Source organism: Paenibacillus sp. Y301 (assembly GCF_059445505.1).
The window spans coordinates 324,535-349,555 of sequence record NZ_JCAIUL010000001.1 but is presented as its reverse complement, the minus strand read 5'-3'; the positions used below and the strand labels follow the sequence as shown (position 1 = coordinate 349,555).

20 protein-coding genes and 1 other annotated feature are annotated in these 25,021 nt (G+C 39.1%); of the genes, 2 read left to right on the top strand and 18 right to left on the bottom strand.

Annotated features, from left to right (window positions below; genetic code table 11):
* Window positions 1-36 precede the first annotated feature (36 nt).
* Window positions 37-462, bottom strand: coding sequence for a transcriptional regulator MntR (gene mntR / locus AC1D69_RS01655; RefSeq protein WP_495454404.1), 426 nt, complete (start codon window positions 460-462; stop codon window positions 37-39).
* Between the two features lie 235 nt (window positions 463-697).
* Between mntR and splB the strand changes: the two genes are divergently transcribed.
* On the top strand, window positions 698-1,774 hold the full coding sequence (gene splB / locus AC1D69_RS01650; RefSeq protein WP_495454403.1) for a spore photoproduct lyase: 1,077 nt from the start codon (window positions 698-700) through the stop codon (window positions 1,772-1,774).
* On the opposite strand, the gene AC1D69_RS01645 is transcribed toward splB, so the two are convergent.
* The 10 genes from AC1D69_RS01645 to adhE form a co-directional block, all read right to left on the bottom strand.
* Window positions 1,771-2,481 (bottom strand): cytochrome c biogenesis CcdA family protein, encoded by a 711-nt coding sequence (locus AC1D69_RS01645; RefSeq protein WP_495454402.1) that lies wholly within the window; start codon window positions 2,479-2,481, stop codon window positions 1,771-1,773. The genes splB and AC1D69_RS01645 overlap by 4 nt on opposite strands.
* Before the next feature lie 11 nt (window positions 2,482-2,492).
* Entirely contained in the window at window positions 2,493-3,302 is an 810-nt protein-coding gene (locus AC1D69_RS01640) for a metal ABC transporter permease (RefSeq protein ID WP_495454401.1), read from the bottom strand.
* Between the two features lie 27 nt (window positions 3,303-3,329).
* Window positions 3,330-4,088: a metal ABC transporter ATP-binding protein gene (locus AC1D69_RS01635; RefSeq protein WP_495454400.1), complete on the bottom strand. Its 759-nt coding sequence runs from the start codon at window positions 4,086-4,088 to the stop codon at window positions 3,330-3,332.
* A 33-nt stretch (window positions 4,089-4,121) separates the two neighbouring features.
* Window positions 4,122-5,102, bottom strand: a complete 981-nt coding sequence (locus tag AC1D69_RS01630) for a metal ABC transporter solute-binding protein, Zn/Mn family (RefSeq protein WP_495454739.1) — start codon at window positions 5,100-5,102, stop codon at window positions 4,122-4,124.
* A 127-nt stretch (window positions 5,103-5,229) separates the two neighbouring features.
* Window positions 5,230-7,197 carry a methionine--tRNA ligase gene (gene metG, locus AC1D69_RS01625; RefSeq protein WP_495454399.1) on the bottom strand — a complete coding sequence of 656 codons (1,968 nt, stop codon included), beginning with the start codon at window positions 7,195-7,197 and terminating at the stop codon, window positions 5,230-5,232.
* A gap of 75 nt (window positions 7,198-7,272) precedes the next feature.
* Window positions 7,273-7,540 (bottom strand) — a binding site (T-box leader).
* Between the two features lie 84 nt (window positions 7,541-7,624).
* On the bottom strand, window positions 7,625-7,858 hold the full coding sequence (gene yidD, locus AC1D69_RS01620; protein WP_495454738.1) for a membrane protein insertion efficiency factor YidD: 234 nt from the start codon (window positions 7,856-7,858) through the stop codon (window positions 7,625-7,627).
* Between the two features lie 224 nt (window positions 7,859-8,082).
* A complete protein-coding gene (locus AC1D69_RS01615) occupies window positions 8,083-10,200 on the bottom strand; it encodes a copper amine oxidase N-terminal domain-containing protein (RefSeq protein WP_495454398.1) in 2,118 nt (705 codons plus the stop codon).
* Window positions 10,201-10,478: 278 nt separating this feature from the next.
* Complete coding sequence (pflA, locus tag AC1D69_RS01610) at window positions 10,479-11,219, bottom strand: pyruvate formate-lyase-activating protein (protein ID WP_495454397.1); 741 nt, start codon at window positions 11,217-11,219, stop codon at window positions 10,479-10,481.
* Between the two features lie 60 nt (window positions 11,220-11,279).
* Entirely contained in the window at window positions 11,280-13,541 is a 2,262-nt protein-coding gene (pflB, locus tag AC1D69_RS01605) for a formate C-acetyltransferase (RefSeq protein WP_495454396.1), read from the bottom strand.
* A gap of 270 nt (window positions 13,542-13,811) precedes the next feature.
* Entirely contained in the window at window positions 13,812-16,424 is a 2,613-nt protein-coding gene (gene adhE / locus AC1D69_RS01600) for a bifunctional acetaldehyde-CoA/alcohol dehydrogenase (RefSeq protein WP_495454395.1), read from the bottom strand.
* A gap of 390 nt (window positions 16,425-16,814) precedes the next feature.
* On the opposite strand from adhE, the gene AC1D69_RS01595 reads away from it, so the two are divergent.
* Complete coding sequence (locus AC1D69_RS01595) at window positions 16,815-17,531, top strand: Crp/Fnr family transcriptional regulator (RefSeq protein ID WP_495454394.1); 717 nt, start codon at window positions 16,815-16,817, stop codon at window positions 17,529-17,531.
* Between the two features lie 189 nt (window positions 17,532-17,720).
* Here the strand turns inward: AC1D69_RS01595 and AC1D69_RS01590 are convergent, their stop codons facing one another.
* The 7 genes from AC1D69_RS01590 to AC1D69_RS01560 form a co-directional block, all read right to left on the bottom strand.
* Window positions 17,721-18,506, bottom strand: a complete 786-nt coding sequence (locus tag AC1D69_RS01590) for a formate/nitrite transporter family protein (protein WP_495454737.1) — start codon at window positions 18,504-18,506, stop codon at window positions 17,721-17,723.
* A gap of 37 nt (window positions 18,507-18,543) precedes the next feature.
* Window positions 18,544-18,870: a nitrite reductase small subunit NirD gene (nirD, locus tag AC1D69_RS01585; RefSeq protein ID WP_495454393.1), complete on the bottom strand. Its 327-nt coding sequence runs from the start codon at window positions 18,868-18,870 to the stop codon at window positions 18,544-18,546.
* 37 nt (window positions 18,871-18,907) lie between these two features.
* Complete coding sequence (gene nirB, locus AC1D69_RS01580) at window positions 18,908-21,349, bottom strand: nitrite reductase large subunit NirB (protein ID WP_495454392.1); 2,442 nt, start codon at window positions 21,347-21,349, stop codon at window positions 18,908-18,910.
* A 384-nt stretch (window positions 21,350-21,733) separates the two neighbouring features.
* Window positions 21,734-22,450 carry an iron-sulfur cluster repair di-iron protein gene (gene ric / locus AC1D69_RS01575; RefSeq protein WP_495454391.1) on the bottom strand — a complete coding sequence of 239 codons (717 nt, stop codon included), beginning with the start codon at window positions 22,448-22,450 and terminating at the stop codon, window positions 21,734-21,736.
* A gap of 103 nt (window positions 22,451-22,553) precedes the next feature.
* Window positions 22,554-23,240, bottom strand: coding sequence for a hypothetical protein (locus AC1D69_RS01570; protein ID WP_495454390.1), 687 nt, complete (start codon window positions 23,238-23,240; stop codon window positions 22,554-22,556).
* Window positions 23,241-23,408: 168 nt separating this feature from the next.
* The gene (locus AC1D69_RS01565; protein WP_495454389.1) at window positions 23,409-23,726 is read right to left on the bottom strand and encodes a winged helix-turn-helix transcriptional regulator; all 318 of its coding nucleotides are present in this window, start codon (window positions 23,724-23,726) and stop codon (window positions 23,409-23,411) included.
* Window positions 23,727-24,031: 305 nt separating this feature from the next.
* On the bottom strand, window positions 24,032-25,000 hold the full coding sequence (locus tag AC1D69_RS01560) for a sugar phosphate isomerase/epimerase family protein (protein ID WP_495454388.1): 969 nt from the start codon (window positions 24,998-25,000) through the stop codon (window positions 24,032-24,034).
* Window positions 25,001-25,021: the final 21 nt, after the last annotated feature.

Below are 25,021 nucleotides of genomic sequence, written 5' to 3'. Positions count from 1 at the left end.
AAGCACCTGTCGCTGATTGAGGGACAGATGCGATGTTTACGAATCACTAACCAATTCCGTGTGAATATCACGTAATTCTTGAAGACGCTTTTCGTCCCGACGAAAATATTCTACGAGCGTCTCAATCTGTGTTATGGAGTCCCAACTTAAGTGGTGTTCAATACCCTCAACATCTTTATATATATTTTCATGTTGAACGCCGATAAGTGTTAAAAACTGTTCCAAGAGTTGATGACGATCTACAAGACGCTTCCCTATTTTTTTCCCTTTTGTTGTTAGAATAAGGCCACGATATTTCTCGTAAATGAGATATTCATCTTTGTCTAATTTTTGAATCATCTTGGTTACGGATGAAGGATGCACCTCTAATCCTTCGGCAATATCCGAAACACGCGCATAACCTTTCTCATCGATCAGCTTATAGATGCGCTCTAAGTAATCCTCCATACTTGGCGTTGGCATCTTCTTCCCTCTTTTCTCTTCACAGATTATTAAGCCTAGTTATCGTACCTAGCTTGACAATCCATCTCTAATAACAAATTTCTTACTCCGATTACCCTGCTTATGTAATGATACATGTTTCGCAAGACACTTGGCAAGTCCTATTGAAGGTTGACAACTCGGAGCCTAATATTTACTCGTTTATAACGATTAACTTTGACATAGACTATCCTTTACAATAAAGGAGGAATGAATTATGGGATCTGGATTAAAGGAACGTCCAAAGAAAGTGAAAGTTCCTCAACCAACAAAGCCATTTATACCAGACCTTGTTTATTTTGAACCAGATTCGCTGAATTATCCAAAAGGTGAGGCCATCATGAAGTGGGTTATGGAGCAGAATATTCCTTATCGGATGACAACATCACACAATCGTATCACGAATTTCCCTGGAGACAACGATGCACAGAAATATAAAAATGCAAAACGAACACTTGTCGTAGGTATCCGCAAAACACTTAAATTTGATCAGTCTAAACCTTCTGCTGAATATGCTATTCCTATATCTACAGGTTGTATGGGGCATTGCCATTATTGTTATTTACAAACAACACTTGGTGCGAAACCCTATATTCGAGTTTACGTTAATACTAATGATATTCTCACGGCTGCTAAACAATATATAGACGAAAGAGCTCCTGAAATCACCCGATTCGAAGCTGCTTGTACATCGGATCCTGTTGGTCTCGAGCATATTACGGGGTCTCTCGCCGAATTAATTACGTTTATGGCTGATGAAGAATTAGGCCGGCTTCGATTTGTGACCAAGTTTCATCATGTCGATTCATTGCTTCCATTACGTCATAACGGGCATACACGCATTCGGTTTAGTATTAATTCTGATTATGTTATTCGTCAATTCGAACCAGCCACATCGCACTTCCATGAACGAATTGAAGCCGCAGGTAAAATTGCACATGCTGGATATCCGTTAGGCTTCATTATTGCCCCCATTATATGGTATGAAGGTTGGCAAGAAGGCTATGCCGATTTATTAAAACGACTAGGAGAAACACTTCCTAAAGACGCAACCGAAGATCTAACCTTTGAATTGATCCAACATCGTTTCACCAAGACAGCTAAAACAATTATCGAACAACGTTATCCCAAGTCCAAACTTGAAATGGATATCGAAAAACGCAAATCAAAATGGGGTAAATGGGGACAATATAAGTATGTATATCCTGACGAACAGCAACATGCCCTAAGGGAGTTCATTACAGAACGCATATTTGAGTATTTCCCAAAAGCAAAAATCGAATATTTCACTTAGAATTTTAACCATTCAGGCGTGATTTGTTGAAGCCAAATGGTAATTCGAAACATCTGGTCTGTAAATAACAGAATTCCCATTAATAACATCAATGCCCCACCAATCTTCATCATGGCATTTGAATATTTCAGGATCCATTTCGTTGAGCCTATAAAAAAAGCAAGAATAAAAAATGGAATTGCAAACCCCACGGTATACGCAGTAATTAAAGCTAACCATGTTCCTGGTTCACTTACAGCCATTGCAATAATTGCTGCAAGTATCGGTCCTACACAAGGAGACCATCCTGCGGAGAAGCCTATACCGAATATGAAAGAACCTATGTAACCTGCTGGCTTAAATTTCAAATCCATTTTACGTTCTTTTAACAAAAACTTCGGTTGGAAAATACCTAATAAAAAAAGGCCCATTAGAATGATCAAAACCGCTGATAATTGTCTGATGAGCCCTCTATAATCGGAGAAGAATTGACCAAAAAAGCCGGCCCCTAATCCAAGGGAATAAAATACACATGAGAACCCAAGAATAAAGGCTAATGTATGTGTGAGAGTCCGGAATCGGACCTCTTTTTTGTTATGTTCGGTCTTCAGTTGATGCACTGACATCCCTGTAATATAAGAGATATAAGAAGGATAAAGAGGTAGGCAACATGGTGAAATAAATGAAGCTAATCCTGCCATAAGGGCTAGGGTTATATTAATTTCCAAGCTCACACCTCCTAATTAGGTAGACCCTTTTTTCCGATCATCGTTATAATTAACATCGCTATCAACAATAGTACGATCGTCGCCCCCGGAGCTAGATTCCATATTCCAGCCACCATCAATCCAATAACAACCGCTGTTTCCGCAAAGACAACAGACAATATAACAGAAGTCTTAAAACTACGTGCAAGTAGTAAACTAATTGCCACTGGAATAGTTAATAAAGCCGATACCAGTAAAGCCCCTACAATTTTGATAGCCGTACTAACCACCAACGCAGTAAGAAGAGTAATTAGCATGTTCAGCAACTTAACAGGTAATCCACTTACACTCGCTGCATCTTCTTCGAAACTTAGTAGAAAGAACTCTTTGAAGAAAAAGGTTACTACAAGTACCACAATCACAGTAACGCCACCTACAACATACAAATCCGTTGTGTCCAATGTATAGATGCTACCGAACAAATAGCTCATCACATCTGTATTGTACCCCATTCCTAGCGTAAAAAAGAGCGAGGCTAAGGCCACGCCACCAGACATAATAATCGCAATGGATAGCTCTGCATAGCTTTTATAGGCTTTTCGCAACTTCTCAATCGCGAATGATGCAAGTATGGCAAACACCAAGCCTGCTCCTAATGGATATACATTAATAAGAAACCCTAGCGCTACCCCAGCAATCGTGACATGGGCAATAGTATCTCCGATCATGGACAGCCTACGTAGAACAAGAAATACGCCAATAAGAGGAGCGGTAATTCCAATAAGTATTCCCCCGACAAGCGCTCGTTGAAAAAAATCACTTAACAATATTTCGAATGGCAATAATAACGTCTCCTTAATCTAATTCCATCAAGTAAAAGATAATGAATGTTCTAAATTACGTTCATTACAATTTTGTAAGTCATGAGAATGTCTAACAAAAAAATTAATATTACCATTCTTATGTTTAGGTGTTGTACCTAAGTACCCTTCAATCATATCCAGATCATGTGATACCATTAAAAAAGTCATATCATGGTGTGCATGCATATGAGTAATAAGTTCAAAAAAACTGGCTTGTGTCTGAGCATCGATCCCTACGGTAGGCTCATCCAACACAAGTAAGTCAGGATGGTTTATGAGAGCACGAGCTAGAAATACACGTTGCTGTTGTCCCCCAGAGAGCTCTCCTACACGTTTACTCGCAATATCTTGAATACGCATTACTTCTAATGCATCATCACACTGTTGGTGCATGGCACGACTCACTCGGCGAAAGAGTGATTTATTATTGTACATTCCCGAGAGGACTACTTCACGTACCGTTGCTGGAAAGAGCGGATTGAAATTATTTTTTTGAGGAACGTAACCAATTCTCTCCCAATCTTTAAACTTTTCAATGGGTTGACCGAATAGATTGATACTTCCTTTTTCCGTAGGCAGTAAACCCACAATCATTTTCATTAAGGTTGACTTGCCGGCTCCATTAGATCCAATGATGCCAACAAAATCGCGTTCTTTCACGACAAAATTGACGTCTGATAATACTTTCTGATTTCTATATGAGAAAGATACGTTATCAATTTCAATAATATGCTGATGACAATCTTGGGCCGCCAGTGACTGCATAAGTACTCCGCCCTTCTAAATTAAATTATACCTTTATTCTAAGGCTAACTTTAAATTTTGTAAATTTTTCTCCATTAAAGTAAAGTAATTGTCTTTGTTCTTTTCCTGTTCCTTGGTCAAGCCCTCAATGGGATTAAGAACCATCGTCTTTATCTTAGCTTCACCAGCTAACGTCTTCGCTAATCGATCTGAGACCAATTCTTCAAAAAAGATATATTTAATACCCTCTTCTTTTACAAGCTTCGCTAACTCAATCAGGTCCTGTGCACGCGGCTCTGCATCAGGAGATAACCCCATAATAGAATGCTGAGTAAGACCATAATCACGTGTTAAGTAACCAAAAGCTTGATGAGAGACGACAATTTCTTTATTGGGCATCTTCGCAAGCTCCGATTCAAATTTAGAATCCAATTCCACCAATTTATCATTTAAATCTTGAGATCTTTGTTCATACTGACTTTGATGGGTTGGATCAACCTCGATGAAGCTATTCTTGATATTCTCAGCCATTATAATGGCTGATTTAGGGCTTACCCAAGTATGTGGATCAATATGATGTTGGTCAGAATCTGTCTTCGTACTAGCTTCTTCACCCTCATGTTCATGATCAGTATCGGATTCAATGAGGTTCACACCTTTACTTACTTCCACAGCTTTAACTTCGCTATCTTTATCAAGAGCCTTTAAGAAGCCAGGAGCCCATCCTTCTAATCCGGCACCATTATACATAAATAACTGAGCCTTCGACGTATTTACAATTTCTTGACTTCTCGGCGTCCAATCATGAGGCTCTACACCAACCGGAAGAAGATTTACCACATGGGCATTATCTCCACCAATGAATTGAGCAAATTCATAGATAGGGTAGAATGTGGTCACCACATTTACTTTGCCTTCCTCCATGCCTCCATTTGATGTTTTACCACAACCGGTTATCATCAAAATTAAGATCAAACCTACAATGAAGGGTGTCATTCTATAGTTCATTTTCTTCAAGTTACTATTCAACTCCATTTGTTTAATCGTAATGATTACCATTGAATTATAGAATAGGCGCGATTCAATTGTCAACCAAAGCTTTTCCAAATAAAACGGTATCCTCATTAGAGGATACCGTTCGTGTATTCTAGAAGCAGCCGTTTTATTTCACAATAGCACCATTAGGCATATTGTCTGGAACAGTCGCTAATGTTAATTGGTCTCCATGAGAAGCAGCAAGTATCATCCCTTGTGATAATTCGCCACGCAACTTCACGGGTTTCAAATTTATAACACATATCACTTTACGTCCTACTAATTCCTCAGGAGTGTAAAATTTAGCAATACCTGAAACTACCTGTCGTTGCTCAAATCCTAGATCCAATTGAAGTTTTAGTAACTTATCAGCCTTCTTAACTGGTTCTGCTGAAATGACCTGAGCGACACGAAGCTCAACTTTAGCGAAATCTTCTATCCCAATTTCTTCACAATGTTCGATAGGTTCTTGATCGCTTGCTTGTTGAACAGCTGCTTCTGCCGCTTTCACTCCACCTGACATTGCCTCAGCAATATAAGCAACTTCTTGCTCCACATCGAGACGAGGGAATATTGGGTCCCCCTTCACTAACTTCGTTCCGCTAGGAAATAATCCGAATGTCTTACCACTATCCCAAGCCGTAAGCTCTCCTTGTTGTAAGCCTAGTTGCTCCCATATTTTAAGAGGAGCTTGAGTTAAGAAAGGTTGTAAGAGAATCGAAGCAATCCGTAGGCTTTCAACAAGATGTGTCATGACTGACGCAAGTTCATTGACTTTAGATTCATCTTTGGCAAGAACCCAAGGTTGAGTCTCATCAATATATTTGTTACAACGACTTACGAATTGTCCAATGACAGTCAAGGCAACCGAGAACTCCATGTTTTCCATAGATTCTTCCACTTTTTGATAAGTTGCTACTGCAGCTTCTTCCACTGCTTGGTCATATGGTGTTACTCCAGCTTGATATGCTGGAACAATTCCGTCGAAATATTTATCTACCATAGCCACTGTACGATTCAACAAATTCCCTAGATCATTGGCCAGATCCGAATTCACACGTTCTACGAAGCTCTCAGGAGTGAATGTTCCGTCTGCACCAAAGGGTACTTCACGAAGTAAGTAGTAACGAAGAGAGTCCAACCCATAGCGACTAATCAACGTGACAGGATCTACGACATTCCCTTTCGATTTGGACATTTTACCATCTTTCATTAGTAACCATCCATGTGCAAATACTTTCGTAGGCAACGGTAACTCTAATGCCATCAACATAATCGGCCAATAAATCGTATGGAACCGTACAATCTCTTTACTCATTAAGTGAACATCCGCTGGCCAATACTTGTCGAATAATTCCGTATTATCTGAGCCATATCCTAGAGCTGTAATGTAGTTAAGCAGTGCATCAATCCATACATAGATGACATGTTTAGGATCACTTTTAACTTTAATTCCCCATTCATACGTCGTACGAGACACAGCCAAATCTTCAAGACCTGGCTTAATGAAGTTGTTGATCATCTCATTCTTACGAGACACAGGCTGAATAAAGTCAGGATGATCTTCGTAATGCTTCAATAGACGATCAACATACTTACTCATCCGGAAGAAATAACTCTCTTCTTTCACGCGTTCTACAGGTCTGCCACAGTCAGGACAATTTCCATTTACAAGTTGACGTTCTAAGAAAAAGGATTCATCAGGTGTACAGTACCAACCTTCATATTCACCTTTGTAAATATCACCTTGTTGTAGTAAACGTTCAAATACATCCTGTACGACCTTTTTATGTCGTTCTTCTGTTGTACGAATGAAATCATCATTGGAGATATCTAGCGTCCCCCATAATTCCTTGATTCCAGCTACGATATCATCAACAAATTGTTGAGGTGTCTTGCCTGCTTCTGCCGCTTTACGTTCAATCTTCTGTCCGTGTTCATCTGTTCCCGTCAAATAGCGAACATCGTACCCACGAAGCTTCTTATATCGAACCAATGCATCCCCCGCTACTGTTGTGTACGCATGCCCGATATGTAGCTTGTCACTTGGATAATATATCGGAGTTGTTAAATAAAATGTTTTCTTCTCAGTCATTTGTCATCATCCTTTCACATTATAGTTAGAGCGTCTGATCTTATTGACCAAAAAACACAAAAAACTCCCATCCCAATATGGGACGAGAGTTATCTCACGTGTTACCACCCAAATTCCTTACACCCTCACAGGTGAAAGGCTCCATCAGTTCCTAATAAACCAGAACTGTCCATTAACGCTGGCACACGTTGTCCCCTTACGAAGAATAACCCGTAGGTTTCCTTCAAGCTCGAAAACAATTCCTCCCGGACCATATTCTGAGATATCCATTAGACCGGTTTACAGCTACCCCGGCTCTCTGTACTAAACGATATTCTCATACTCATCCGTTCCTCGGAAATCAACATATATTGTTTAATATACTTAAGACCGTAGCTATTTGTCAAGTCAACCGATTACCCACTCTTGATAACATCCTGATCCCTAGTCATTCCTTTCGTGGAGGCACTAGATCGACTCCTCCGGCATGGAAGGGTTGACATTTAGCTATTCTTCTTACAGCAAGCCAAGTCCCCTTAGCGGCACCATGGACCTCTATAGCTTCAAGGGCATAGGCAGAGCAGGTAGGATAGAATCGGCAAGTTGGTGGTGTTAATGGTGAAATGACTTTACGATAAAATATAATTGGTCCTTTCATTACCATACGTGGTAATTTCCTCATCACAATTCACCATTCATCCATTTAATTATCCGTTCAGTGGATAGCATTACGCCATCCTCCTAGTGTTACATGAAGCACAACAATTGCTTATTCAGGATTCCTACTATTAATAATGCAACAGAATGACACCTTCGTCAATTATGCACCGATTTCTTAAACAATAAAAAAGAACCTCACATATTCGTGAGATTCTCTATTTAGAAAAATATGAATGTATAAGTGCTTTATTTACGTTCAGGCATTGGTGTAAAAATAAAGTTTACAGGTAAGTTACTACCTGGTGCTGCTGTGAACCAAATCTCAACCTTTTGTTCATAATTACCTGTGCGGTAAATTACACTTGTATCATTTGGTGTAGAGAGAGAACCTGCAATACCACTTCCATCAGGTACAGCTACAATCTCACCATTCACTAGGACCATACCAGAATATTCTCCTCCACGCGGATTAAACGTGATGAGTGTATTAGCAGCGACACGATTCATACTAATCTTATACATCACTCCGAAATTACCAAGATTGGATTCAGGTAGACCTGTCATACCATCTACACCGATAAGATTAGCATCTCCTCTGTTATCACCCAAAGAGATCCGCTGAGGTGATGTACCCACAACTTCATTATATTCAATCAGACGTGTCGCATCAGGATACGTTCCACGATTGTGAACACCATCTCTTCCTATATCTTGTAGATACGGAAGACTTGTAAGAGCATCTTGGTTAGCATCAATCATAATAACTGTATATTCTACAGGTAAATTACTAAACACATCTGCCAATAAAGAAATAACCTGTGTAGGCTTCATCTTCAACTCGTTCAATTCGTTAAAGATAACCTTACTCTCACCTGGGGCAAGTGAAACGTCCTCTCTATCGGAATAGTTCTGCATAGATTGGAAGTAACGTTCTACAGACAACTTACCTACTAAAGTTGCATATATATTGGGTCCCGCAAATCCAGAGTCCTGAATATTGACGTTCACAGATTCTGTATTCTTATTGGTAGCAATTACATACATTCTTACATCTTTATCTAATGCATTTACATGATGGACCATAAAACGAGCGGAACCTACAGCAGTCTCACGATAAACCACACCTTCAGAATAGACTGTTTCTGGGCTATTACTGCGTATTAGCATACTAGGTTCTGAAGTCATACTATATGGAACTTGAGCCATAGCCGGAACTAAAGAACCATCGAATCTGTATTGGCTACCGATAGGTGCAAATAACTTATTGAAGTCCGTTTCATTGTACAATGTTTCACCAGTAATCGTAATCATTTTTTCAACAATATCCACTGCCCCTCGACCATCCGTTACTTTCAGTTGAATTGTCACTGGACCTGGTTTAAAAAATGCTAGTTGATTATTCATCCACTCGCGTTTCACAATGTTATTCTCATCATCTGTACTTAGATCTGTAATGGTAACTAATTCACCCATTTTATATTCTTGCTTATCTGTAGTGAACACAGCTACTGGCGGCAAGTTTGGCGCCTTCACTTCAATCGTTAACGAATAGGGATCACTCCAATTGCCACTGCTATCAAGAACAGAATACGTTACTACGTGTGATCCAGCCTCTTGGAATATCTCTTGATTCCCTTCCCATCGTTCTTCAATAACGGGTAGACCCGTTGGGGAATAAGAATACGTTTGATAAGTAACTGTTGTTTCTCCTGCAACGATCTCTTTCTGTGGAACCGTAAATGAAGCAACTGGTTTAGTAGAAAGATTAAGTACTACTCTTTTTTGTACAGCATCATAGGTATATGGAATGTTAAGGGCTTGTGTAATCGATGTCACAGGAACCATAAATATATTATTCTGCTGGAAAGATGCTCCCTTCATCACTTTCGATACACCATTGACTGTATATTTATTACTGTTGAGCTTGAAGCGTAATTCATTGCTACCACTTATAATAATAGTTTCTTTAGTCTTAGCATCATATGTAAGTTTTAGGCCCACACGATCAACCATTGAGCGAACCGCCACATAGGAAACACCTTGTTTCACCATCATAGGTTGACTCGCTGTATATAACTTACCGTTCTGATACATTTTGTTACTGTTCATCATCAAAATCAAATCACTTGATTTAATGGATTCTGTAGGTATATCAGTTTCATCCACAATCGGTGTGATGATCTCGTTGCCACTACTTCCGTACACATCTTCCGTTACTACCGGACTCGTTACTACCGCATTCGTTTCTGTCGCATTCGTTTCTACTGCTTCAGAATTATCTGCACTTGCTGTATTCATCCATGCGGTCTGAGATAATGTAAATACTGCCAATAAAGCTAACACTGTTATTTTCTTAAAATTCATTCGTAAGCTCCTCTATCTCCTAATTTCTCAACTCTCTTATCTTACAGTTAATAGACGCAAATAAACATAAAAAGTTGCTTCTCCAGAAAAAAAACCCCCTCTTATAAATAATGATTAAATTTTGGGCTGTTATCCAAGACAATTTTTCCTAATGAAATAGCTGCTCAAGGATTAAACACCTTGAACCACTAATTTTTTTGGGGAACCACTATTATATTGAATGAAAAATGGACTGCCTCATCAGTAGATTAGCCTACATCTGAGACAGCCCATTAAAATTATTTAACTATAATAGATTGCTTGCGTCCCTCTTCAATAAGTCGATAGGCTCGCTGTACTTCTTCTTCGGAAGGAGATGAAACACCCTCTAGTGGATAATCAATTCCAAGCTCTTTCCATTTGTAGATACCCATCTGATGATAAGGTAAAATCTCAAATTTCTCTACACCTTGTAATGTGCCAATAAACTGACCTAACCGGACAAGATCTTCTTCTTCGTTATGAATACCTGGTACATATACATGTCGGATCCACATCTTGTGACCGTGTTCTGATAACCATTCTGCCGTTTTTAGCGTTCGTTCATTACTCTTCGCAGTTAGTTTAATATGTTTCTCATCATCAATGTGTTTGATATCTAACAATACCAAGTCTGTAACATCCAATAGATCTCTAATTTTATCTGCATCATTGAAGCCGTTGCTATCTAATGTGGTATGAAGATTCCAGCGACTCTTGACTTCCTTAAATAGTTCCGCAACAAATCGAGCTTGTAAACTAGGCTCGCCTCCTGAAACCGTAAGTCCGCCTCCTGAAGAACGATAATAGTTAATATATGGCTCAATCTCTGACAGTACATCTTCTACTGTCATTTCTTTGCCCTCATTCAGTCCCCATGTATCGGGATTATGACAGTATTGGCACCGCATTAGGCAACCCTGCATGAATAGGACAAAGCGGATTCCTGGTCCATCTACTGTTCCGAAGGTCTCCATAGAGTGTACATGTCCTTTAATCATATGAAGTCACCCTTTCCGCATCCGCTGTCTTAAAAGTATAGTAATATTTACCCGTTTCCGTTACATCGAACCATGGAATGTACGATTGATAACATCCAATTGTTGTTCACGAGATAATTTAATGAAGTTAACTGCATATCCAGATACACGAATCGTCAACTGTGGATATTCTTCTGGATGTTCCATCGCATCAATCAACTGTTCACGATTAAAGACGTTGACATTAAGATGATGAGCACCACTACCAAAGTATCCATCCATCATGGAAACAAGATTAGATTTACGAGTTTCTTCTTCTTTACCCAATGCTTTAGGTACGATTGAGAATGTATTAGAAATTCCATCCAAGCTATCTTCATATGGAAGTTTAGCAACAGAACTTAATGAAGCCAAAGCACCCTTCTTGTCACGTCCGTGCATTGGGTTAGCCCCTGGTGCAAACGGCTCGCCTGCTTTACGTCCATCAGGTGTAGTACCTGTTTTCTTACCATATACGACGTTAGAAGTAATCGTCAAGATAGATTGTGTAGGTAACGCATTACGATACGCTTTATTCTGACGGATCATTCCCATGAATGTTTCAACCAATTCAATAGCAATGTTATCTACGCGATCATCATTGTTACCATAACAAGGATATTCACCTTCAATGATAAAGTCAACAGCGATTCCTTGTTCGTTACGAATCGGTTTAACAGTAGCATATTTAATTGCACTAAGTGAGTCAGCTGCTACAGATAGACCGGCAATTCCGCAAGCCATAGTCCGAAGAATATCACGGTCATGTAGAGCCATTTCAATTCTTTCATAAGCATATTTATCATGCATGTAATGGATGACGTTCAAAGAGTTCATATAAAGTTTAGACAACCATTTCATCATAGGTTTGAAACGTTTCAGTACTTCATCGTAGTTCAGAACTTCCCCTGTAACAGCTGGGTATTCTGGTCCAACTTGTGCTCCTGATTTCTCATCTACGCCACCATTGATTGCATACAACAAACATTTAGCAAGGTTGGCACGAGCACCAAAGAATTGCATTTGTTTACCAATTTTCATAGCAGATACACAACAAGCTATGCCATAATCATCACCGTAGATTGGACGCATTAGATCGTCATTCTCATACTGAATTGCACTAGTCTCAATTGATACTTTCGAACAATATTTCTTGAATGCTTCTGGAAGTTGCTCTGACCACAATACAGTTAAGTTAGGTTCAGGAGCTGCTCCAAGGTTATATAGCGTATGAAGGAAACGGAAGCTACTCTTTGTTACACGAGTCTGACCATTAACGGACATACCTCCGATGGATTCTGTAACCCATGTAGGATCTCCACTAAACAATTCATTATAGTCAGGTGTACGTAGGAATTTAACCATACGCAATTTCATAACGAAATGATCGACCATTTCTTGTGCTTGTTCTTCTGTCAAAGTACCTTCAGCTATATCACGCTGTACATATATGTCAAGGAATGAAGATACGCGTCCAAGGGACATCGCAGCACCATTTTGTTCTTTAATTGCAGCTAGGTATCCAAAATATACCCATTGGAATGCTTCTTTAGCTGTTTTCGCAGGTTCAGAAATATCGAAGCCATGCATATCAGCCATTTTCTTAAGTTCAGCTAGAGCACGAATTTGTTCTGAAAGTTCTTCACGAAGGCGAATAACATCTTCGTCAATAACATCTACTTCCATTTCATTCAATTCGTTCTTCTTATCTTTAATTAGGAAGTTAATACCATAGAGTGCTACACGACGATAATCACCAATGATACGACCACGACCGTATGCATCAGGTAGTCCTGTAATAATACCCGCTTTACGAGCAGCTCTCATGTCTGAAGTATAGGCATCAAAAACACCTTGGTTATGCGTTTTACGAATATCAGTAAATGTTTTAATAACATCTTCGGATAATTTAAATCCATATGCTTCACAAGCGTCAATCATCATCCGAATGCCGCCTTGTGGTTGAATGGAACGTTTAAAAGGTGCATCTGTTTGCACACCCACAATTTGTTCTTTGTCTTTATCTAGATATCCTGGATTATGAGAAACAATTGTAGCAGGTGTATTAACATCTACATCTAACACGCCACCGTTATCTCTTTCTTGCTTCGTTAAGTCTGATACGATTTTCCATAGATCAGTTGTGTTCTGTGTAGGACCAACTAGGAAAGCTTCATCGCCTAGGTAAGGAGTAATGTTGTTGATAATAAAGTCATTAACATTAACCTTCTTAGACCATTTACCTTTCTTGAACTCTCTCCAACCAGACTGTACTTCTTTCATTTCTTTTTCTGTAACCGACATTTAAAATCCCTCCATCTATATATTTTTATTTTATTTAGAGAAGTGAGCTTGAAGGTTATCTCAAATCTCTTGGATCCTAGAATAAATTCGACATTGTAACTTTTTTCACATTTATTATCGCGTCGTTGCCACATGAAACGAAATCCCCGTATCTACTATTACCCTAGGAACTCTATCCATAATCAATTATACTTCAAATCTTGGAAAACAACTGTGACAAATATCACTTTGGAGGTGATATTTGTCACGTTGGTTTAGAGCAGGTTCCTCTTATTCAAATCTACCGTAGAATGCATCTCTATATACGTCTGCAAGTTCAGTTACTAATGGTAGTTTAGGGTTCGCTGTTGTACATTGGTCTTCGAATGCACGATCTGCTAAGTAGTCAACACCTGATTCGAATTCCTTAGGATCGAATCCTAGTTGTTGGAATGATTCTTCGATTCCCAATGTTTTATTCATTTTACGGATTGCATTAATTAAGCTATTTACGCCTTCTTCTGTTGTGCGTGCAGGTAATCCTAGGATACGAGCAATTTCAGCATAACGTTCGTCAGCTACAAAGTGTGAATATTTAGGGAACGAAGCGAACTTCGTTGGTTTTTTCGCATTGTAACGAATAACGTGAGGCAATAGAATTGCATTCGTACGACCATGTGCTGTGTGGTATTTACCACCCCACTTATGAGCTAAGCTGTGGTTAATTCCTAAGAACGCGTTAGCGAAGGCCATCCCTGCAATCGTCGATGCGTTATGCATTTTCTCACGAGCCAATTTGTCGCCTTCCAATGCTGACTTCTCAAGATATTGAAATACCAATTGGATCGCTTTGATCGCAAGACCATCCGTATAATCGTTAGCCATAACGGATACATAAGCTTCAATCGCATGTGTTAGTACATCCATACCTGTATCTGCTACAGCAACGCGAGGTAGAGAGTAAACAAACTCAGGATCTACGATAGCAACATCTGGAGTTAACTCATAATCTGCTAAAGGATATTTCGTATGTCCATTATTCTTATCTGTGATAACTGCAAAAGATGTAACTTCAGAACCCGTACCAGATGTTGTTGGGATAGCTACAAACTTCGCTTTTTTGCCTAGTGATGGATATTTATATATACGTTTGCGAATATCCAAGAATTTTTGTTTCAAACCGTTGAAATCAGCATCTGGGTATTCATAAAATAACCACATTGCTTTGGCAGCATCCATCGGTGAACCACCACCAAGTGCAATAATACAGTCAGGATTAAATCTATTCATCATAGCTGTACCACGACTTACTGTATCTGTAGATGGATCTGGTTCTACTTCTGAGAACACTTCAATAGCAACAGGAACTCGACGTTGACGAAGGTAGTGTTCAACTTTCTCAACATAGCCTAGTTTTACCATCATAGGGTCAGTGATAATAGCTACACGAGTGATATCAGGCATTTGGGCAAGATACTGAGTTGAACCTTTTTCAAAATAGACCTTGTTCGGAATTTTGAACCATTGCATATTCACAGTACGACGAGCCACCCTTTTCACATTGATCAAATTGAGTGCTCCTACGTTAGATGAAACCGAGTTTTTACCGTAAGATCCACAACCTAATGTCAATGATGCTAAATTTGTATTATAAAGATCACCAATTGCTCCATGTGTCGAAGGTGAGTTGACTAGGATCCGGCATGTTTGCAAGCGAGCCGAGAACTTCATAATAACTTCTTCATTATTAGAATGAATAACAGATGAATGTCCCATGCCGCCAAATTCAACGATTTCAGCTGCACGTGCAATTCCTTGTTCAGCATTCTTCACTTTATAGCAAGCAAGTACTGGACTTAATTTTTCAGCAGACAATGGATACTTAGTACCCACACCTTCAATTTCAGCTACCAGAATCTTCGTTCCAGCTGGAACTTGAATGCCAGACATTTCAGCAATCTTCACTGCAGATTGACCAACAATCACTGGGTTAACAGCACATTTCTCTGTGATCATTGCACCTGCAGTTAACTTCACAACTTCTTCTTTATTTAAAAAGTAACAATTATTAGCGATCATCTTTTTCTTCACTTGATCGAAAATAGGTTCTTCTATTATAACAGCCTGTTCAGAAGCACAAATCATACCATTATCGAATGATTTAGAAAGAATAAGATCCGTTACCGCTTGATCGATATCAGCACTCTTTTCGATAAAGCAAGGAACATTACCAGGTCCTACACCAAGTGCTGGCTTACCGCAACTATAAGCTGCTTTAACCATTGCTGAACCACCGGTTGCTAAGATCATTGAAACACCAGGATGATTCATTAGGATGTTTGTTTTGTCCATTGTAGGTTCTTCAATCCATTGAATACAGTTAGCAGGAGCTCCGGCTTTCACTGCAGCTTCTACAAGGATTCTTGCTGCTTCACTACTACACTTTTGAGCGGATGGATGAAAACCAAAGATAATTGGGTTACGAGTCTTAATAGAGATGAGAGCTTTAAACATCGTTGTTGAAGTTGGATTAGTTACAGGAGTGATACCCATGATCGTTCCGACTGGCTCAGCAATTTTTTGGAAACTTTCATATGCATTATCTTCGATAACGCCCACTGTTTTTTCATTCTTTATTCCGTGGTAAACATATTCTGTTGCGAACATATTCTTAATGATCTTGTCTTCATAAACACCTCTACCTGTTTCTTCCACTGCTAATTTTGCAAGATACATATGTTGGTCTGAACCCGCGATAGCCATAGCCTGAACAATTTTATCAATCTGTTCTTGATCCATTTCCATGAATGCTGCTTGAGCGACATTAGCTTTGTCAATCAAGGACTGAATGTATTCCTCTGTTCCTTGTTTCTTATCTTGGACTACTTCATTTTTAACTGCCATTTCTCTCAGCTCCCCTGAAAAATTTGTTTATCTATTTCTTGAATTCATCATAACATAACTGTCGAATGATTCATAGTGAAAACTTTCACAATCTTTAATTTTTATTTGATTTGTTTTCAAAAACGCTTACATTTATATTTATAACTTATTATTCATCTTTATGTATTTATTGGTTTTTATTTGTTCCTTCTACTATTTAAACAATTTAAGCCTAGATAAATCAGGCATCTCTTCTATGTTTCATCATAAAATAAGCTTCAAAAAGTGAAATTTATCACAAAGTTTTTAAATTCGCCACTTTTTAATGCTTTAATACTCCCACAAATGTGATTTTTAACGGTATAATTAGTTTAAAATTTACTGAAAATTAAAGACAAGGGGATAACGAATATGAAAGAACATCTTAATGTTATCGAAGCCCATGGAAATACGAGCTGCTTTTCCGAATCGAATTTTAATCGTCTATTAGTTAGTATGAAAGACCGCATCGTTCCTGAAGGATCTCATCTTTTCTGGGAAGGTGATTTCTCGGATAAGCTCTATTACATTAAACGTGGCCGCATCAAATTAACTAAATCTACTGACGAAGGTAAAGAACTTATCCTATATATGTATCAAGCAGGCGATATGGTAGGTCAGGCTGATCCATTCTTTAGCACCAAACACAGCTTTAACGCTGAAGTACTTGAAGAGAGTGAGATCGGTGTTATTGAACATAAAGATTTAGAAATACTAATCTGTCAGCATTGTGAATTCGCTATTGATTTCATGAAGTGGATGGGGATTCATCATCGTTTAACACAAACGAAATTCCGTGATTTAATGCTATACGGTAAACCAGGAGCTCTCTGCTCTACCCTTATCCGACTTGGTAACACTTACGGAGAAGAACAAGGGGATAATGTTATTATCAACAAGAAAATTACCCATACCGATCTTTCCAATATGATTGGTGCCACTCGTGAGAGTGTCAATCGGATGCTAAGCGATCTGCGTAAAAAAGATGCGATCGAATATGACAGCGGCATGATTGTTATTAAGAATCTTTCTATGCTTCAAGAAATTTGCCACTGTGAGCTATGTCCAGACGAAATTTGCCGGATTTAGTTCTCATGTTAAAGAAAGTCCTTCCTCTACAAGAAACCTCTTGTGGAGGAAGGACTTTCTTTCTTCATAAGAACACTTCAGATAGATAACCATCATAACAAAAACGACAACCGATACGGAGCAATTAAGACTCCCTTCGACTGTCGTTTTTGTGATATCTAATATAATTAGACCACTTGCTTAATAATATTATTTCTTTTTATTCCGAACAGGTGAAATGAACCAATAAGCCATGCCCACGAACAGTCCACCACCAACAATATTTCCTAAAGTAACCGGGATCATATTATGTAACCATCCAGCTATAGATATTGTTTCAGGATGATTCGGTAATAAAGTAGCTATACTCAATAACGTCATATTAGCCACGCTATGCTCATAACCACTTGCGATAAAGGCAAATAGACACCACCAGATGAGAATTAATTTAGCGACTTCCTCTTTTGCTCGCATCGACATCCAGATAGCTAGACATACTAGCCAGTTACAAAGAATTCCTCGGAAAAATAACTCCATGACGGGGAGATTCATCTTTTTAGCTACAGCTGTAAAAATAAGGTGTTCCGCAGGGATATCTTTAAATAGGCCGGCTCCTAAAACCAATAAACAAAGTACCAAAGCACCTAGTAAATTACCTATAAATACGATGCTCCAGTTCTTAAGGGTATCCTTCACCGTTGTCTTCCCTGCTAATGTACTCATCGTAAAGAGCATATTATTCCCAGTAAATAACTCTGAACCCGCAAAGATGACCAAAGTCAGTGCAATTCCGAACGAGCCTCCCATAATGAGTGATTGGAATGGAGACTTTATTGCAGCTAGTGGGGCACCTAATGAGAAAATAAGGATAATCCCTATTCCCACATAGGCGCCAGCTAATGCAGCAGCTATTATATAACGAACTAAACTTTCATTCATCTTTTCTTTTTTCTTAACCGCTGTCTCCACCATGGTCTCTACACTTTGTGTATATATGTGGACCACCTCCTGGTATATCTAATGTCTATAGTAGTTACTTATAAAATCCAATTTGAATATCTCTATTATTTACAATAACAGGATAGGTCACAACTTGCCCAGAGTCTGGAGCTTGCACAGCTCCAGTCGTTAGGTCAATCTTCCAGTCATACAAAGGGTCATATATATAATGACCCGATATAATTCCTTCCGCTAATGGTCCGCCCTTAGGATGTGGAGATTTATTTGCCAATGCGTAAATGTTCCCATCCGAAGTCCGGAATATAGCAATCTCCTGACCTTCAATAATAACAACTCGACCTACCTGTACTAAACACTCATCTAGCGAACCAACAGAATAATATTGTGTTGTCATTTCCATTTGATCCATCTCCATTTCTTTCAAAAGCTCATGTGTGTTATTGTACAGAAATTATTGATTTTTGGTTTTCATACAAAGCTTTACGTGTTTTTTCATCATGAAGCATTTTTGCCCATGGTTCTTCTACTTGTTGTAGTGCAAGTTCAATTCGTTTAACGAGCTCTTTACGGTTATCAAGATTATCCAATACCGCTGACTGAATCTGTGCAAGTCCTACCCGTTCTACCCACTCTGATGTTCTCTCCAAGTAGTTGCCAGTTTCACGATAATATTGCATAATTGCTCCACAAATTTCAATTAATTCTTCATCACTCTTAACTTTACAGAAGCTATCCGCAATACGAGGTTTGATACCTCCATTACCACCGACAAAGATTTCCCATCCTCCATCATTTCCGACGATACCGATATCTTTCGTACACGATTCCGCACAGTTCCGCGGACAACCATTCACAGCGTATTTAAATTTAGCAGGTAAATCGAGTCTCTCGAATTTACGTTCTAACAGAGCACCCATAGCCATAGAATCCTGTGTTCCGAATCGGCAGAATTGAGAACCTACACATGTCTTCACCGTACGTAGTGACTTGGCATAAGCATAGCCTGAAGGCATATCAAGTTCTTCCCATACGCTAGGCAAGTCTTCTTTCTTAACCCCAATTAGATCCAAGCGTTGTCCACCTGTCACTTTTACTACCTTAACATCATATTTTAAGGAAACATCAGCAATCTTCTTGAGTTCCTCTGGTGTTGTTACGCCGCCGTACATCCGTGGAACAACGGTATACGTACCATCCTTTTGGATATTTGCATTCATACGCTCATTCACAAAGCGTGATTCTTTCTCATCTTCATGAGTCTCAGGGTTCAACATCCCTAGATAATAATTAATTGCGGGACGGCACTTAGAGCATCCTTCTTGATTACTCCAACCCAGTACATTCATTACTTCACGCGTTGTAGATAACCCTTTAGCGGTAATCTGTGCTACAACTTCATCTCTATCGAGAGTCGTACAACCACAAATTCCTTGTTTGGCTGCTGTCTTGAATCCATCTCCAAGAACATACTGCAATATTTGCTCAACGACTGGTTTACAGCCACCACATGATCGGGTTGCACCAGTACAAGCTTTAATCTCATCTACTGTTGTTAGACCCTGATCCGTTATAACATCAACAATTGTTTTTTTAGTTACACCATTACATCCACAAACAATTTCATCGTCAGCCATAGTCTCTACCGATGACTGTTTATTAGCGCCACCACCACAACATCCTGTTCCCATAATCGTGCTGTAAATTTCATCTGTCATTTCAGACTGTTGTTTAATCAATTTTTGTAGATTGGAAGACTCCGTTACATCCCCGAATAATACTGCTCCCACAATGACGTTATCACATAGAAGGACTTTCTTATATGTTCTTTTCCACTCGTCTTTAGCAGAGATCACCGTATGTTTGGGCTCTTCAACAAACTCTCCTGCTGAGAATACGTCGACACCAGAGATCTTTAGCTTAGTTGCCACGATAGAACCTTCATATGGATTCGTATCTACTCCGCAAATATGCTTAGCCAATACATTTCCTTGTTCAAATAATGGTGCTACAAGCCCATAACATATTCCTCTATGCTCTGTACACTCACCAACAGAATATACACCATCACATGAAGTAAGCATGTAATCATCTACAATAATACCTCGTCCTACTTCCATGTTACTAGCTTTGGCAAGAGCTATGTTCGGTTTAATACCTACAGCCATAACCACAAGTTCTGCATCCAAAATACTACCGTCGCTGAAACGCAACCCACTTACTCGATCTTCCCCAATAAGTTCAGAAGTTTGTTTTCCCATAGCGAATTTAATGCCTTGACGTTCCAATTCCGCTTGTAACATCGAAGAAGCGCTGTGATCTAGTTGACGCTCCATAATATCTTCCATAAGATGAACGACAGTTACATCCATTCCCAAATTCACAAGTCCTTTGGCTGCTTCTAACCCTAACAGCCCCCCACCAATAACCGCAGCTTTTTTATATTTCTTAGCAGCTTCAAGCATTTGGTTACAGTCACTAATATCTCGGAAGCCTACTACGCCCTCTTTGTCGCTGCCAGGAATAGGTAGAATGAACGGATTAGAACCTGTAGCAATGATAAGTTTGTCGTAACTTTCCGTCATACCCTTATCAGTTGTTATCTGTTTATTTGTTGTATCAATATGTGTCACTGTTGTCGTCGTATGCAATGTAATGTTATTGTCCTTGTACCAACTCCAATCGTTCAGAACGATATCGTCAACCGTTTTGCTACCCTCTAGAACGTAGGAGAGCATTATACGGTTATAGTTAGGATGTGGTTCACTACCAAATACCGTAATATCAAATGAATCACTTAATTTTAGAATTTGTTCAACTGTACTTATGCCAGCCATACCATTACCAATAACGATTAATTTTTCTCTTTTAGATGATACCATGTTCGATTGCCTCCCTCTCTGCCTTGCTTATAAAAATATTATAACATGGGAATGAACACTAATTGTGATTTCATTCACATGAATTGTGAATAATATCACAAATATGTTCACAATTTAAAATACATGTGAACATATCCCATGATAAATGACCTTGCTGTTTCGACATATCCGTTTGTCACAAGGTTAATATTTGCAAATATATTTTGAATACTCTTATAAGCTATGCTGAATTCCTACCTGTTATGTTTGGACTAGCAAATGGTAACATAGCAGAGTTCAGCACAGCTTAAAAACCAATTCCAACCAAATTCCATTCCCTTAGGAGGATTGCATTCCTACTATCTCAGGACTGAACCCGTCCCATGATAAGGAATTACCACAGTATCAGGCTTGAAAACGCGGAAACAATATATTGTTCTCTAAATGCACATGTTCATATGTCATTCGTTCAAGTTCAGCAAGTCTTTCGTACGTTAAACGATACGTAGTGCAAGCATGGATCGGAGGTGTGAAATCATTCGTGATTTCTCTGATCTCTTTTAGAATATCACCTGCTTTGTCATGCTCCTCCTCCAATGTCCCAATAGCATTGTTAAGCTCTTGGTTAGCAGATCCATCAAGTGATTGATCTAGGGCAACCATCTTAGGAAAGATTTGCTCTTCTTCATTAGATGTATGTTCAAGCAATTCATCCTTTAGCTGTGTGAACAGAACGTATAATTGTGCCAAATGAAGATCATGATCACCATGAACTCGATTAACTCTCGCCACATTCTTATATATAGCAGGAAGTTCCTCGCGTAAATAATCGTGATGTTTACTTACAATATAATGAATTAAAGCTTCTGAACTCATTTCAGTAAAATAGTTAGCTCCTTCATGATCTTCATTTAAGCCGGCATGGTTGTCTGCAAGATTGCGTAACTCCTCTAATACTTGATTAATATCCAAGCCTTTCTCCTCAACCGCTTCGATTAGTGGCCGTTTGCCACCACAACAGAAGTCAATTTTGTGATCTCGGAAATAATCGCTGGCTTTCGGAAATTGTATAACAATATCACTTACTATGTTATCACTACTGAAAAGGGGTTTAGTTGACATTATGAATTCCTCCTAGGGTTGCTTTCTTTCTTACCTTTTTAGGCTACACCTAGGAGAGAAGGAGGATTGTGATTGTACTCACAAGAATCATATTACTTTCAAATTAGTTGATAGAAGCTTCCATAAAGGTTCTGCATCCATTACTATTTTTAAGATATGGACCAATGCCTTGAAAGTTGGAACGGTTAATGTATACCCCTGTCATCCAAGTACCCTTCAAAGGAGTTCCTTCTGTTTGGATCAGTAAAGAGGGAGCTGGGATTAATTCTTGGTAGATCGGGAGCTTGGTCTTATGCTTCTTATAAGGTTTGCCAAGTTCAATAAGAGGATTAACACTCATATAGGTAGGTACAAAATACGAAGAGATCGTCTCTAGTTCTTCACTATTATAAAAGGCATCTTGCCCCAAAAAGGGATGCAGCAAAATGATTTTTTCAAATTGGGACCATATCATCATTTGTAGAATCATGCTTTGCAATTTGGCATTAGGTAGGCTTCTTTGTTCCTTATTCCCATCTATCGTTGTCTGCCACTCATAACCGATGCATTTCCAACCCTTTGGACCTTGAATCCATTTCTGAAATACACCCTCTTGATTGTGATTTGTTATCCTATGAGTAACAGTAGAATGAGTTGAAGGTGGGTCAGTACACACCAACTGAGGCAAATACCGACCAAGCAACTCTAGTGCCTTATCGTAGACATATTGCACTTTTATCGAGGCGTTTTCAAGTTCAGCAATGTCCTCTTTACCATATACGACTTCTTGGGTGGGTACATTTTTTCTCAATCTATCCCCTCCTTCAATACGTATTCAATCATTTTTTTCCAATTATACTACAAATCCCGCATATAGGTGATGAACATTAGACATTTAGAGCAAAAAACCCTCATTTCAATAAAGAAAAATGGGGGTTAACAATAGGGATAGGGTAGATATCCAAATTCTAAGTTAGACTCATTCTACCCAATTCTCAGCCCATGATTGGATTTGTTCCATAACAGGGCGAAGTCCTTTACCTTTTTCCGTTAATTCATACTCAATGCGTACTGGAGTCTCCGGGTAAACGTGGCGTACCACAATCCCCTCAGATTCTAAGTCTTTCATACGTTCTGACAACATCTTATCGCTCATGGTAGGGATTATACTAGATATATCTTTAAATCTCTTCGGGCCACTCATTAAGGTCTGAATAATTAATCCATTCCATCGTTTGCCCAAAAAAGAAAAAGCTGTTTCAAATCGTGGACACAAATGCATTTGATCAAATTCCATGAAACCCTCACCTCATTATATTGAAAGACCTAATAACTTCAAGTCAAATGAATAACTGTATCAAAGCTTTCGATTAGTTAGTATATTTCATTTTACCACATTTCTGGACATTTTAATACATTCGATTGAAATACTATACCATAATTCGTAACATCTAAACCTAACTTTTGTCACGTTGAATTCATTTTATCTACATATTGAAACGGGAATATCAAGCGAAGCTTATACTTTCTACTATTCAAAAAAGGACGGCTACCTCTCGGTAACCGTCCCATTATCTATTTCAGTTCGTACACTAACTCCTTCTATACCCACCACATGTCGCCAAGTGGCTCTTCAATTAGAACTTGTTGAAGATTCTGTACAGCTTTGGAGAAACCTTCTTCAACAGACATCAATCCATCTTCATGTTCAATACTTACGACATAATCATAGCCTACTAGACGAAGAGCACTAATGATATCTGCCCAAGTCTTAAGATCATGACCATAGCCTACACTACGGAACTGCCAAGCACGATCGAGCATTCTCTCATAGGATTGCATATCAGTAAGACCGTATCTATTTACATTAATCGGATCGATTACGGTATCTTTAGCATGGAAATGATGAATGGCTCCTTCGCGACCTAGAATGTGGATAGCCTGCACCGGATCAATACCTTGCCACCACATATGACTCGGGTCTAAGTTAGCACCGATGGTCTCACCGGCTGCTTCACGTAGACGAAGCAATGTAGCAGGTGTATGTACAGAGAATCCTCCATGAAGTTCAAGCCCTATCTTGATATGATGGTCTTTTGCAAACTTCGCTTGTTCGGTCCAATAAGGAATAACTTTATTCTCCCATTGCCACTTCAATACTTCTTGGAAATCGTTCGGCCAAGGAGCGACAGGCCAGTTCGGATACTTAGCATCCTCATGGTCACCCGGACATCCTGAGAACGTATTTACCACAGGTACTTCAAGTCTCTCAGCAAGTAGCACCGAATTCACGAAATCATCATGATCCGCTTTGGCTAAGTGCTTCTGTGGATGCAGTGGATTACCATGACAGCTAAGTGCGCTGATTGTAAGTCCGCGTGATTCTACTGCTTTTTTAAAATTCTTAAGTTCTGTCTCATTGTTTAGAAGATCCTCTGGTGTGCAATGTGCTTTACCTGGGTTCCCTCCACTTCCAATCTCAACCGCCTTAAGACCTTTAGAAGCTACATAATCTAACGCTTCCTCTAGCTTACGACCACCAAATAGCACCATGAATACGCCTAATTTCATCGTAACCCCTCCTTATTTGCT